We start from the raw sequence: 14,690 nt of genomic DNA, 5'->3' as shown, positions 1-14,690 counted from the left end.
TTTTTACTTTAGACTTAATAGACCCTAGAAGTTTTTAAAACCTTTCGGGCTAGGCGTGTAGCCCACATTCTCTATTCTCTAAAGCCTTTGTTGGATCGAAATATTTAAATTCATTTGGTAAATTAAACTCTTCTAAATAGGTATCCAAATCGGCATCAGACCAATAGTAAAATGGACTCACTTTTAAAACGCCATCTTTACTAAGGCTAAATATACCAATACTATCTCTAAAAGCCGTTTGACCTTGACGCAAATTTGTAAACCAAACCTCGGGTTTATGGGCTTCCATGGCTCTTCTAAATGGCTCTAACTTAACTTGTTCAGTAAATAATGCGTGCTCAGGTGCATCAACACTAGGAATTCCCATTACCACATCTCTGTGTGCGGCCGTTTGTTTGGGCACATACAAAAACACATTAAGCTTTAAATCTTCAATAACTTTATTGGCATGCCTGTATGTTTGAGGCGTATTATAACCTGTATCGCACCAAACCACAGGAATATTAGGCTCCATGGTATTTACTGCATGTAAAATAGCTGCTTCATAAGGTCTAAAGTTTGTTGTTACAACGGCTTCTTTACTAAGCTCCAATGCCTTTTTAATAATCTCAGATGGCTTTGCTTCCTTAAAAAGGACATTCAATTCGTCTATTTTGTGTTGTGTCATCATCTTATAATTTACTTTCCCCATTTAATGGAATTCCAGATGCGTTCGTGAAAAAAATACAATACCATTTTTGTCACTAATTCTATTGAACCTATTGAAAAAGCCAAAGTTAATTCTCCTGTTATTACCCAAGAAATCAAAATCGTATCAAGTGTTCCGATAGTTCTCCAACTTAAGGATTTAACAACACTTCTAATAGGTTTTTCTCCAGCGCTATCCTCCTTGTAAGTCGTTTTTTCTTTGCTTTTTAATAACATCTGTGCTATCATTTTACTTAATTTTATATTATTCCTATCAATTTAGTAGGAATTACAAAATTAAAACTTTTTATAACATAACAAACACATTCGTCTATTTTTTTGAAAAACGGAATATTTTAAAGGTTATAAGGCAAAAATGTGAAGTAACATTGCTTTATTTTACGAAATATGAACCTAATTTGTTAAAGACAACTCCTTTAGCGAGATATTTCTAAAAACTTCTAAGGTGCTATCCCTTACTTGAATCATGAGTTTGTGCACACTACATTCATTTTCATCGGCACAATCGTCACACTTTTCATAAAAATTCAGGCTTACACATGGTACCATAGCTATAGGGCCTTCTAAAACACGCATTACATCAGTCATCATAATTTCAGAAGGGTCTTTTCTTAGATAATAGCCCCCTAGCTTACCTTTTTTAGACCCAAGGACACCTGACTTTCTTAAGGTTAGCAGAATGCTCTCTAAAAATTTTTGGGGTATGTTTTCACTTTTGGCAATCTCACCAACTTGCACAGGTTGCTCCCCTTCGCTTCTAGCTATAAAAGTGAGCGCTTTAAGTCCGTATTTTGTTTTTTTAGATAGCATGGCGCTAATATACTCAATTTAGCGCTTGCTCCAAATCTTGAATGATATCATTAACATGTTCTAAGCCCACCGAGATTCTAACCAGCCCATCTGTAATGCTTACCTCCAGCCTGTCGGCTTCAGACAATTTACTGTGCGTTGTAGAGGCCGGGTGGGTTACAATACTTCTTGTATCACCTAAGTTGGCCGATAATGAGCACATTTTTATACTATTTAAGAATTTCCTTCCCGCATCTATACCGTCCTTCACTTCAAACGCTACAATATTACCGCCTAACTTCATCTGTTTTTTCGCCACTTCATACTGTGGATGCGATTTTAAGAAAGGATACTTTACCCAATTAACTTTAGGGTGACCTTCTAAAAACTCGGCTACTTTTAATGCACTTTCACAGTGCTTGTCTACCCTTACCGACAAAGTTTCTAAACTTTTGGATAACACCCAAGCATTAAATGGCGACATTGCTGGCCCGGTATTTCTTGAAAATAAATAAATCTCTCTAACCAAATCGGCATTACCAACTGTTACACCACCCAATACACGGCCCTGGCCATCTATAAGTTTGGTTGCAGAATGGATTACCAAATGTGCCCCATACTTAATGGGCTGCTGCAAGTAAGGTGTTGCAAAACAGTTATCTATAATTAATATTAAATCGTGCTTTTTTGCAATGTTGCCCAACAATTCTAAATCTATAATATCAATGGCCGGGTTTGTTGGCGATTCGGCATATAGAATTTTAGTGTTTGGGGTTATTAATCCTTCAATGGTTTCTGGCTCATTAATATTAAAATAGCTTGTTGTAATGTTCCATTTAGGCAGGTAATTTGTAAACAAAGCATGGGTAGAACCAAAAACGGAACGTGCAGACACAATATGGTCGCCACTATTAAGTAAAGCTGCAAAAGTTGAAAACACAGCTGCCATACCCGTAGCAAAGGCATAACCACTTTCGGCACCTTCCATATTACATATTTTCTCAACAAACTCGGTCGTATTTGGGTTTGTAAAGCGGCTGTAAATATTACGCTCTTTTTCTTCTGTAAAGGAGGCACGCATATCTTCAGCATCTTCAAACACAAAACTAGATGTTAAGTATAACGGGGTACTATGTTCTAAAAATTCGCTGCGATTAAGCTGCGTACGAATGGCTTGGGTTTCAAAATGCTTGTTGTTTTCTTTACTCATGTTACAGTATTTATAGATTTCCGCCTTCGTGGAAATAAAAAAAAATAAAATTGTTAATTAATATGTTTAGATAATCTCAATATATCTCCAAAAACACCTCTAGCTGTTACTTCAGATCCGGCACCGGCACCTTGAATTACAATGGGCTGCTCGCCATAGGATTCTGTAAATATTTCAAAAATAGCATCCGAACCTTTTATTTGTCCCAGCGTGCTATCCCCTGGAATGGACACTAACTTAACTTCTAAATGACCTTTGTCTTTTGATAAATCACCAGACAAATCCCCAATGTACCGCAATACATGACCTGCTTTTTGCTGGTCTTTTAATTTTTGAAAACCTGCATCTAACACATCCAGTTGGCTTAAAAATTCTGAAACTGCAATGTTCTGGTAAGCTTCTGGAATGAGGTTTTGAACAGACACATCTTCAAATTCATTTTGTAAATCTAACTCTCTTGCTAAAATTAACAATTTTCTAGCGACATCATTTCCTGAAAAATCTTCTCTGGGATCTGGTTCAGTAAATCCTTTGTCAATAGTTTCTTGTACAATGGCACTAAAGGGTTTATCCTGAACTGAAAAATTATTGAACAGATAACTTAAAGTTCCTGAAAAAACACCCCGTATCCTGGTAATATTCTCGCCCGATTCATGCAATAATTTGATGGTATCTATTAAGGGCAACCCAGCTCCTACGGTAGTTTCATATAAATATTCCTTATTATGTTCTTTAAGCTGAACACGTAAGGCTTTATAAAAATCATGTGAAATGGTATTGGCTATTTTATTAGATGACACCAAATCGAATCCTGCTTCTACCAATGGCACATAGTTTTCATGAAAATCAGGACTTGCCGTATTATCCACAGCAATCAAATTTTCTAAATGATGGGTTTTAGCAAAGGCAATCACGTCGGCAATATTACTGTTCAATACCGAACTTTTTATATCTGCTTTCCAATTGGCGTCTACCCCTTTCTTGTTTAAAAGGAGCTTTTTAGAATTGGCAATAGCAAATACATTCAAGTTAATACCTTTTCGTTTTTCAATATCGTCTTTCGATTTTAAAATCTGGTTAATCAATGCGCCACCAACACCTCCATGACCAAAGATGGCTATGTTTACTTTCTTGGGAATTCCAAAAACCTCTCCATGAATCACATTCATAGCTTTGTGCAACTGGTTTTTCTTAACCACTAAACTCACATTTTTCCCAGTTACCGTATTATTGAACAATAATGGTGTAATTTGGTTTTTAATAAGGGCATTAAAAGGTTTGTGAAAGGAACTTAGTTCAATTCCTATAATAGAAATCACAGACACATCATCTACAACCCCAATTTTATTGACGTCTTGTGAATAAAAATCGTTTTCAAACTCACGTTCTAAAGCAATCACGGCTTGTGTAGCTTGATCGGCATTAATAACCAACCCAATACCACGTTCAGAAGACCCTTGAGAAATAATACTCACACTAATATCTTTATTGCCCAAAGCCCCAAAAATCCTAGCATCTACACCACTTTTACCTAATAGGCCACGCCCTTCTAGGTTTAACAGTGCCACATCATCCAGTACTGATAAAGAAGTCACTTCTTTGGCATTGGGCTTGGCCGTAATAAGGGTACCCGCATCATCAGCATTAAAAGTATTTAAAATACGAAGATTGATGTTTTTCTCCACCAAGGGTATAATTGTTTTGGCATGTAACACCGTGGCCCCAAAATTTGCCAACTCATTAGCTTCACTAAAAGATAACTCTCTAATTATTTTAGCATCCTCTACCAAATCAGGATTGGCGGTGTAAATACCGTTCACATGGGTATAATTTTGCAGTTCTTCGGCATCTAAATAGTTAGCCAATAGTGCTGCTGTGTAATTACTGCCGTTTCTACCCAAAGTTGTGGTTTCATTTTTGGTGTTCGAGGCTATAAAACCTGTTACTATATTTACCACATCTTTCCCTTTGGTTTTATAATAGTTTTTTACGTTGTCTTTAGATAACTGTGAAATAGGCTGTGCATTACCAAAGGTACCATCGGTCTTTATTAATTCCCTAGCATCTACGGCCGATGCCTGGATGCCTTTTTTATTTAATAAACTCGCAATAAGCTTTACTGAAAGTAACTCGCCTTGGGCCAATATTTCATCTTTGGTTTTTTTACTGTAGTCGCCCAATAAACTTACCCCTTCGCACAACTTATCTAAAATTGCAAATTCCTTTGAAAAGTCTATAGCCTTTAATGGCGCTGTTTGGTAAGCTTTAAACGCTTCTAAGTCGGCTTTATAAGCTTTGCCTTTAACGGCGTTGTTTAAAATAGCTTCCAAATCGTCTGTGGCAGACCCTCTGGCCGAAACCACAACGGTTATCTTTTCACCATCCTTCACCTTATTCTCTATAATTGAAATAACGGTTTGCAAGCCCTCACCGTTTGCTAAAGATTTTCCACCAAACTTTAATACTTTCATTCTTCTTTTTTTAGAATCTGGCACAAAAATGCCTTCTATAATTTTCTCTAATTGTTCGTATTCCATTAAAAATGCATCGTGCCCATGCACCGAGTTAATCTCATTATAAGTCACATTTGGGTTAGTAACCGCCAACTGTTTATGGGTTTGTCTATTTTCTTCAGCCGTAAAAAACAAATCGGAATCCACCCCTACAATATGGATGTTACAATGAATGTTCTCCAATACATTAAAATCGGTTGGCCTATTTTTAGTAACATCTATAGTCTTTAATAGTTGGTTCATTAATTTATAGGCAGACAACTGAAACCGTTCTTGTAATTTTTTACCATGATGCAGCAACCAACTTTCTACGTTAAAAATCTCCAATTCCTCATTCTTGGAACGCTGAAACCGTTCTTTAAACGACTCTGGTGTTCTATAACACAGCATAGCATGCATTCTAGCGTCATGGACTGGATTTCTGGAATTCAATAAAAACTGCTCTTGTATCTGGCAATTGGCAATAAGCCAGTCGGTCGATTTCCAATCCGTTGCCACTGGTATTAAATGCGCTGTAATATTGGGGTTTAATACCGCCATTTCCCATGCAATACCACCCCCCAAAGAACCACCTATAATGGCAAATAGCTTTTTTATTTTAAGTTCTTTTAAGCCTATTAAAAACAGACTGGCAATATCTCTAGCCACAAAATCCTTATAGTTTTCTATCACAAAACCATCAAAACCATTCCCGGGAATGTTAAAAGCTAAAACGGTGTAAAGGGTTGTATCAATCACCTTATGGTCACCTACCAGGTCCTTCCACCAGCCGTCTTCTCCAGCCACATTACTGTTACCGGTAAGGGCATGGTTAATTAAGACGATAGGTGCCGTTCCAAGAGGCTTTCCAAAAACCTGATAGCTTAGCTTTATAGCTGGGTTAACCACCCCACTTTGGGTAGTAAAATCTTTTATTATAATATGTTCTAATAGGTGTTTCAATGTATTTATTGTTTAAATATCTGCAAGATTTTTAAAACCACACAGGCATCCATAAGTTATTAAATTTTACTAAAGGCTGTTTTTAAATCATTTTTTAAATCATCAATATCTTCCAAACCAACAGATAGTCTAATTAAATCTCCCGTTACCCCTGCATCTTCTTGTGCTGCTTCACTTAATTGTTGGTGCGTGGTACTTGCAGGATGAATAATCAACGATTTTGTATCCCCTATATTAGCCAACAATGAAAAATATTGGGTAGTATCAGCAATGGTTTTGGCAGCTTCAAAACCTCCTTTTGCACCAAACGTAATCAAACCACTTTGACCATTTGGCAAATATTTATCTGCCAGATCTTTATATTTACTAGATTCCAGCCCGGGATAGTTAACCCAAGCCACTTCAGGCTGTTCCTCTAACCACTTCGCTAATTCCAAAGCACTTTGGCTATGCTGTTTTATTCTTAATGGAAGTGTTTCTAAACCTTGGATGATTTGAAAAGCATTGTACGGGCTTAAAGCGCCTCCAAAATCTCTTAATCCTTCTAATATCAATTTAAACGTATAAGCTGCAGCTCCTAAGGCTTCACTATAAACCAAGCCATGGTATCCTGCCGAGGGCTCTGTAAACTCGGGAAACTTCCCATTTGTCCAATCAAATGTACCTGCATCAATAATAGCTCCTCCTAACGATGTTCCTTGTCCTCCAACATATTTTGTTAGTGAATGTATTACAATGTTAGCACCATGCTCTATGGGCCTAACTAGTGCCGACGTAGCTACGGTATTATCTACAATAAATGGCACCCCTGCTGCTTTAGCATGAACTGAAATCGCTTTTAAATCTAAAACGTCCAACTTTGGATTCCCTAAAGATTCTACAAAAAAGGCTCTTGTATTATCTTGAACAGCTGCTGCAAAATTCTTAGGGTCGTCTGCATCTACAAACGTCGTTGTAATTCCCAATCTTGGCAAAGTTACACTTAATAAATTATAAGTCCCTCCATACAAGCTACTCGAAGCCACAATATGATCACCTGCTTTAAGCAGCGTTAACAACCCGGTTGAAATGGCCGCAGTTCCCGAGGCAAAAACTACAGCGCCTATACCACCCTCTACAGCAGCTAATCGATCTTGTAATATTTGGTTTGTGGGATTATTAAGCCTGGTATAGATAAATCCTAACTCTTTTAATGAAAAAAGATTTGCGGCATGATCTGAATTATTAAAAACATACGATGTTGTTTGGTAAATAGGCACTGCTCTAGCCCCACTATTAGCCGTTACATCGTATCCTGCATGTAATGCGTTTGTTGCGAATTTTTGTGTACTCATTTTTCTAATTTTTAGTTAATATTTAAACGAACCAAAAGCCAAATGCATCAAAACTGATGTACTTATTTAGAAAAATGTTAAAAAGAAAATATAAACTATTATGAAAAACAGTTGTTAGTTATCTATCCAATTCTCAATACATACATTAAAAATTAAGTAGAATTTAGCACCTTCTTTACAGGTAAAGGGTTGCTAAGGTTTCAAAGGGTCTAATCCCTCCACCTTTCTTGATAACATCTCAATAAATTATTGAACTTTGTGAATGCAAATATTCAGTTAGAAAATTTAAAATTCCTAATTTTTTAGTGATTTTTTTTATTTGAGGGGCTAATTTGTTGTGTATCCCCCTACGGGGAATTAATGGATGCGGATTGCGTAAATGCTACAATGCTACAATACTTAAACCGCTACGCGGTAATTGTTTACCGTAAACTATCTCTTGCTACAATTCTTGAACCCCCGTTAATAATGTGGCAGGCACTACGCGGTATTTATTTACCGTAACGTAACTCGTAAAACTTATTCTTAATCACTAAATCTATAGGTCTATTCTGTATTTTAGATTCTAGCCAAGAAATAATATCCAAATATAGAAAGGCCCTACTTTGGTAAGGGTCGTCCTCATACTCTTTTAACTTTTTATGGAGTTTAACAAACTCATTTTTAACTTCATGTGGATAAATATCACCCAACCCACGTAAAAATTTTATAAATTCTTTTTGCACCTCGTACAAGTCTTCCATTTTAATTAAAAACTTATAGGTACTTCTTATCAGCACATCTAAATTATAATCCATACCGGCCTCATAATGAGCTACTAAATTCAATATCCTTGAAAAGCACAACAAATCCTCTCGCATTTGCAAGGATTTATTATTTATAATTTTCTCTAAATAACAAATACATTTTTTATGCTCACCAGCTCCAAAGTACATACTGGCAATCTTGTAATAAAACACCATAATATGGTGCTCGTCTATTCTATCGTTATAATCCTTTAAGCGTTCTAAAACCTCATCAATTAAAGGAAGTCCTTGCTTAAAACTACCTTCAAAAAAATGTAAATTAAACTTATTATTATAGATGTACAAAAACGCTAACCCGTCTACATTGTCATCAACAGGAAACCAACGCTCCTTGGTAATGTTCTCAAATCGTATCAAGGCCTCTTTAAACTTATCGTAATGCCTTAAATAAAACAGGGCTTCCAACAAATAATGGTTTCCCCTTAGAAAAAAAACAGGATGCAAGTGTATCATATCCTTGTTTTCATAAAAAAGGTCCACCCATTTAGATGCGTATTTATAACACGCCAAAAAATCCAAGGTTAAAAAGCTATACCATAAATACGCTTTATATAACCACAACTTTTCCCGAACGCCCAAGGTATTAATATCATACTTTGGTAATCGGGCTTTAAAATATTTAATAACCCTTTTACTTTCCTTATCGTTTTTTACATAACCCGTTTTTAAAAATAAGCCATATAGTTGCAACGACAAATTGGATAACTTGCTCGCCAATACATTTTGCTGACTCAATGTTTTGGCCTGAATTGACAGCTCGTCTGCCCGATTGCTTAAGCTCCTGGTAATGTACTGCGATTCTATAACTTTCTCCAGTTCCACAATTTCATATGCTACATTTTTCTCCTCATTGGTTATGGCCAAGTTTTTAGCCTTATCCAAAATTTTCAAACTCTGCTTATATAAGCCTTTATGGTATAGAATGGTAGCAAAATCCAATTGTTCCCTAATTTGGATGCGTATGGTTTGGTGCGATGGGTTTAGCCGTAAACTAATTAAAATCTGTTTGTACAAATGTGCTTTTAAATTAGATAACTGTTCTTTTTTAACAATCCCTTTTTTTAAAATAGCAGCTTCATCATAAACATTAAGCTTCTCAAGGATGTTAAAAAGCATTAAAAATTTAGAATCTTCATTAACTCCCAATCGTCCCACATAAAGTTTAAATTGTCGCTTTTCCGATTTAGAAAGCGACTTTACCAGCACAAACAAATTATCTTTTTGTTCTTTTGTCATAGTTACAAAAACAGCATTAAAAACTTGATTTACAATTGTTTATATTACACAAAACAGAGTTAAACATCGTAATAAAAGCACATCGCATTATCATTTTACGAAACCAAAATATACATTCGTAGTACAAAAAGAAAATTTATTTTACTAAATGTCTAATACTAACGTCCAAATTTTTGACACAACGCTTCGCGATGGCGAGCAAGTCCCTGGCTGCAAATTAAACACCGAACAAAAATTAATTATAGCTGAACAGCTCGATCAATTAGGTGTAGATATTATTGAGGCCGGTTTTCCTGTATCAAGTCCTGGCGATTTCAAATCGGTTGAAGCCATTTCTAAAATTGTAAAAAACGCAACGGTTTGTGGTTTAACCCGCTCGGTTGAAAATGATATAAAAGTGGCTGCCGAAGCATTAAAATATGCTAAAACACCTAGAATACATACAGGTATCGGGACTTCCGATTCGCACATAATACACAAGTTTAAATCTAATAGAGAAGCTATTCTAGAGCGTGCTTTTAAAGCCGTAAGCTATGCCAAGTCTTTTGTAGAAGATGTAGAATTTTATGCCGAAGATGCTGGTAGAACAGATAACGACTATTTAGCACGTGTTTGTGAAACGGCCATTAAAGCAGGTGCCACCGTGTTGAACATACCCGACACCACAGGCTACTGCTTACCACATGAATATGGCGCCAAAATTAAATACTTAAAAGAAAACGTAAAAGGCATCGAAAAGGCTATTATATCTTGCCACTGCCATAATGATTTAGGTCTGGCTACGGCAAATTCCATAGAAGGGGTTATTAATGGTGCCAGACAAATTGAATGTACCGTTAACGGTATTGGTGAGCGTGCTGGAAATACCGCTTTAGAAGAAGTGGTTATGATCTTAAAACAACATCCCTATCTTAACTTAGATACTGGTATTAAAACCGAAATGCTTTATGGTATCAGTCAGTTAGTAGCAGATAGCATGGGTATTTACACCCAACCTAATAAAGCTATTGTTGGTGCCAATGCTTTTGCACACAGTTCGGGAATTCACCAAGATGGTGTGATTAAAAATAGGGAAACTTACGAGATTATCGACCCTAAAGCTGTAGGTGTTACAGCTTCTGCCATTGTATTAACCGCAAGAAGCGGAAGAGCTGCATTGGCTTACAGAGCAAAAAATGTGGGGTATGAGTTAACAAAGCTTCAACTGGATGAAATCTATAAAAACTTTTTAGATTTTGCCGATAATAAGAAAGAAGTAAATGATGATGATATACACTTTATTATAGAAAATAGTAGTGTTTACAGAGAGATTACTTCTGCTTGATTTTAAATAATATTATGAAGTTAAACATAGCTGTTTTGCCAGGCGATGGCATAGGTCCAGAAGTTACAGCACAAGCCGTAAAGGTATTGAAGGCCATAGCTATGGAGTTTAACCATGTATTTACATTTCAACAAGCTTTGGTTGGTGCTAGCGCCATGCAGGCTAGCGGTAATCCACTGCCCGATGAAACGGTTGCCATTTGCGAAAAAGCTGATGCCATTTTATTTGGTGCCATTGGAAATACGGCTTACGATTTAGATCCCAATGCTAAAATAAGACCTGAACAAGGCTTATTAAAACTGCGAAAATCACTCGATCTATATACCAATATAAGGCCTATTATTGCTTATGAAGATTTATTGAACAAATCCTCACTAAAGAAAAAGCAGATTAAGGATACCAATATTCTTATTTACAGAGAGTTAACAGGCGGGATATATTTTGGTGATAAAGTAGTTAGTAACGATGGTAACAAAGCCTCTGATATTTGTGAATACAACCGTTATGAGATTGAGCGCATTGCCCATTTGGCTTTTAAAGCAGCCCAATCTAGAAAAGGGAAACTCACTTTGGTAGATAAAGCCAATGTGTTGGCAAGTTCACGGTTATGGCGCAAGGTTATCCAAGAATTGGCACCACAATATCCCGATGTGCATTTGGAGTATCAGTTTATTGACAATGCTGCCATGGAACTTATTATTAACCCCAGACAGTTTGATGTTATTTTAACAGAGAACATGTTTGGCGATATCCTTTCAGAAGAAGCCAGTGTTATTGTAGGTTCTATTGGCCTACTGGCATCGGCATCTATAGGCGATAAGCATGCCATGTTCGAGCCAATTCACGGGGCTTATACTAAAGCTGCCAATAAGGGCATTGCCAATCCTATAGCGTCGATTTTATCGGCCGCTATGCTATTGGATCATTTTGGCCTGGATGATGAAGCCGATTTGGTAAGAGCAGGGGTTGACAAATCGTTGAAGCTGCACATTACCACACCAGATTTAAACACTAAATACGACCATATTACCACAACCAAAGTTGGCGACTTTATTGAGGATTTTATTAACAATCCTGATGAGACCAATTTAAACTTTACCAACATACATTTAGGACAATCTACGATCATTTAATTATTTGAGTTAGTCACCAAAATTATAATTTATTAAATTGTCCTTTAAAGCGCATTGAAAGATGCGCTTTTTTTATTGGTTAAATATGATGCTATAGGTATGATTATATAACTACAATATTTTAAGCAGGAAACTTAGCCCGAATGTCCTCTAGGCATAGATTATGAATACTGCCCATGTGGGTATGTTTTTTTGATATATCTGGCACATAAGTGCCATCTTGTACCTGGCCACCAATTTTTTGATAGGCTTCTCTAAAGGTTTGCCCTTCTACTACTAGGGTATTGATATTATCTACCGTGAATAGGTATTTATACAAATCGCTATGGATATCTACATCTTTTACAATCATTCGTTGTATGGCATAGTTAAAAATATCCAGGATATCTTTAACTTCTTCAAAGGCAGCAATCATGTTTTCTTTTAACAACTGAAAATCCCTATGATAACCACTTGGCAGATTATTGGTTATTAAAATCATCTCACTTTGTAAGGCTTGTATTTTATTACACTTACCACGGATGAGTTCAAACACATCTGGGTTCTTTTTATGAGGCATGATACTACTTCCTGTAGTTAATTCATCTGGAAAGGACAGAAATCCAAAATTCTGACTCATATATAAGCACACATCCATAGCAAAACGCGCCAGCGTATTACAAAGTCCGCCCAAACTGGCCGCAATGGTACGCTCGTTTTTACCACGTCCCATTTGTGCTGCAACTACATTGTATTTTAGGGTTTCGAAGCCCATTTCTTTTGTAGTAAACGCTCTATCTATTGGGAAGGAACTGCCATAGCCTGCTGCTGAACCTAATGGGTTTTGGTCTACGGTTTTAATGGCCGCATTTAATAGGTATACATCATCAATCATCAATTCGGCATAGGCAGACAACCATAAGCCAAAAGATGATGGCATGGCCACCTGTAAATGGGTGTAGCCTGGCAACACTTTATCTTTGTGTGTGTTAGCCAAATCTAACAAAGTATTGAAAAGGGTTTGCGTTTTTTCTTTTACTAAACCTAAATGTTCTTTATAGTATAGGTGTAATGCCACTAAAACTTGATCGTTTCTAGAACGTGCTGTGTGGATCTTTTTACCAACATCACCCAAAGTTTTAGTTAATTCAAATTCTATTTTGGAGTGTACGTCTTCAAATTGCGCATCGATTACAAAGGTGCCTGCTTCTATTTGATTTGCCAATACTTCCAATCCGCCCAAAAGTTGTTCTAACTCAATGGTAGTTAGTATGCCTATCTTTTCAAGCATCTTGGCATGTGATTTTGATGCCACAACATCGTATTTTGCAATGTGGATATCTATTTCTCTATCGTTGCCGACTGTGAAGTTTTCTATTTTTTTATCTATTGATATGCCTTTGTCCCAAAGTTTCATTTTTTTTAGATTTTAGATCGCTTTGCTGTTAGACATTAGACCGCTTCGCTGTTAGACTGCTTACTCTTGCGGAATGTTCTCTCGCAAAGGCGCGAAGTTACTTTTCAATGTACTTTCAACTAAGCTTAGGTTATCTTATATTTTAAATTCGTTAATCAAAAATCGTTACTCGTTATTCGTTAATCGTTAATCTTTTTGTCTCTTCTCTCTATTCTCTTCTCTCTATTCTATTAATTACAATACACTTTCCAGCAAAGCGATATACAAAGCAACGCCTTCTTCGATTTCGCTAAGATAAATAAATTCATCGGCGGAATGGGACCGGGTGCTATCACCAGGGCCAAGCTTTAATGACGGGCAGGTTAACACTGCTTGGTCTGATAGCGTTGGTGACCCATACGTGGTTCTTCCCATAGCAATCCCAGCTTTTACTAAATCGTGGTCCATGGGAATGGAGGACGAATTGAGTCGCAAGCTTCTGGGGGTAATGCTAGTGCAGGGTGATTCTTTTTGTAAAATCTCGGCGATTTCTGCATTGGTGTAGGCATCGTTAACGCGAACATCGATCACCAATTTCACATCGGCTGGCACCACATTGTGTTGGGAGCCACCATTTATTTGTGTTACGGTTAGCTTTACATCTCCTAAGGCCTTAGAGCCTTTTTTAAATTTAAAATCCTTAAACCACTGCAATACATTTATGGTGTTGTAAATAGCATTGTTATTATTAGGGTGTGCGGCATGGCTTGGTGTTCCTGCCACTACAGCATCAAAAACCACCAACCCTTTTTCGGCAACGGCCAAATGCATCTGCGTTGGTTCTCCTACAATGGCCACATCTACTTTTGGTATAATGGACAGCATACTGTTCAATCCGTTAGGGCCACTACTTTCTTCTTCTGCTGAAGCAACCATAACCAAGTTATACTTTAAATCTTTGTGGTTGTAAAAACAGGTAAAGGTTGCTATAAGCGATACCAGGCAACCTCCCGCATCATTACTTCCTAAACCATATAACTTACCATCTTCTACAATGGCTTTAAACGGATCTTTAGTATAAGCACTGTTTGGTTTTACGGTATCGTGGTGTGAATTCAACAATAAAGTTGGCTTGCTAGCATCAAAATACTTATTGCATGCCCAAACATTGTTTTGGGTACGCTTATAATCGATATCATAACGCTGAAACCACCCTTCTATAAGCGATGCTGTTTGGTCTTCTTCGGATGAAAACGACTGTGTTTCTATTAACTGCTTTAATAGTGCTATGGCATCGTTTGTTAATTCTTGTGGTGTCAT

General features: G+C 36.8%; 11 protein-coding genes and 1 riboswitch. Of the genes, 2 read left to right on the top strand and 9 right to left on the bottom strand.

Annotated features, from left to right (window positions below; all coding sequences use genetic code 11):
• Positions 1-49: 49 nt before the first annotated feature.
• The 7 genes from AC5SR4_RS08950 to AC5SR4_RS08920 all read right to left on the bottom strand — a co-directional run bounded on the left by AC5SR4_RS08950 (position 50) and on the right by AC5SR4_RS08920 (position 9,538).
• Complete coding sequence (locus tag AC5SR4_RS08950; protein WP_495355903.1) at positions 50-670, bottom strand: phosphoadenosine phosphosulfate reductase domain-containing protein; 621 nt, start codon at positions 668-670, stop codon at positions 50-52.
• A gap of 8 nt (positions 671-678) precedes the next feature.
• Entirely contained in the window at positions 679-936 is a 258-nt protein-coding gene (locus tag AC5SR4_RS08945) for a DUF2061 domain-containing protein (protein WP_495355902.1), read from the bottom strand.
• A gap of 165 nt (positions 937-1,101) precedes the next feature.
• Positions 1,102-1,518 carry an RrF2 family transcriptional regulator gene (locus AC5SR4_RS08940; protein WP_495355901.1) on the bottom strand — a complete coding sequence of 139 codons (417 nt, stop codon included), beginning with the start codon at positions 1,516-1,518 and terminating at the stop codon, positions 1,102-1,104.
• A gap of 13 nt (positions 1,519-1,531) precedes the next feature.
• On the bottom strand, positions 1,532-2,707 hold the full coding sequence (locus AC5SR4_RS08935) for a trans-sulfuration enzyme family protein (RefSeq protein ID WP_495355900.1): 1,176 nt from the start codon (positions 2,705-2,707) through the stop codon (positions 1,532-1,534).
• Between the two features lie 53 nt (positions 2,708-2,760).
• Entirely contained in the window at positions 2,761-6,162 is a 3,402-nt protein-coding gene (gene thrA, locus AC5SR4_RS08930; protein WP_495355899.1) for a bifunctional aspartate kinase/homoserine dehydrogenase I, read from the bottom strand.
• A 59-nt stretch (positions 6,163-6,221) separates the two neighbouring features.
• A complete protein-coding gene (locus AC5SR4_RS08925) occupies positions 6,222-7,496 on the bottom strand; it encodes an O-acetylhomoserine aminocarboxypropyltransferase/cysteine synthase family protein (RefSeq protein WP_495355898.1) in 1,275 nt (424 codons plus the stop codon).
• Between the two features lie 115 nt (positions 7,497-7,611).
• Positions 7,612-7,733: riboswitch (SAM riboswitch) on the bottom strand.
• Positions 7,734-7,987: 254 nt separating this feature from the next.
• Positions 7,988-9,538 (bottom strand): hypothetical protein, encoded by a 1,551-nt coding sequence (locus AC5SR4_RS08920; protein ID WP_495355897.1) that lies wholly within the window; start codon positions 9,536-9,538, stop codon positions 7,988-7,990.
• A 148-nt stretch (positions 9,539-9,686) separates the two neighbouring features.
• Here AC5SR4_RS08920 and AC5SR4_RS08915 point away from each other — a divergent pair, with 148 nt between their 5' ends.
• On the top strand, positions 9,687-10,862 hold the full coding sequence (locus tag AC5SR4_RS08915) for a 2-isopropylmalate synthase (RefSeq protein WP_495355896.1): 1,176 nt from the start codon (positions 9,687-9,689) through the stop codon (positions 10,860-10,862).
• A gap of 14 nt (positions 10,863-10,876) precedes the next feature.
• The gene (gene leuB / locus AC5SR4_RS08910) at positions 10,877-11,995 is read left to right on the top strand and encodes a 3-isopropylmalate dehydrogenase (protein ID WP_495355895.1); all 1,119 of its coding nucleotides are present in this window, start codon (positions 10,877-10,879) and stop codon (positions 11,993-11,995) included.
• A gap of 121 nt (positions 11,996-12,116) precedes the next feature.
• Here leuB and argH read toward each other — a convergent pair whose 3' ends face one another.
• Positions 12,117-13,391: an argininosuccinate lyase gene (gene argH, locus AC5SR4_RS08905; RefSeq protein WP_495355894.1), complete on the bottom strand. Its 1,275-nt coding sequence runs from the start codon at positions 13,389-13,391 to the stop codon at positions 12,117-12,119.
• A gap of 234 nt (positions 13,392-13,625) precedes the next feature.
• Positions 13,626-14,690 (bottom strand): M20 family metallo-hydrolase, encoded by a 1,065-nt coding sequence (locus tag AC5SR4_RS08900; protein WP_495355893.1) that lies wholly within the window; start codon positions 14,688-14,690, stop codon positions 13,626-13,628.

Source organism: Aestuariibaculum scopimerae (assembly GCF_059428085.1).
This window is presented reverse-complemented; position numbering and strand designations above follow the sequence as displayed.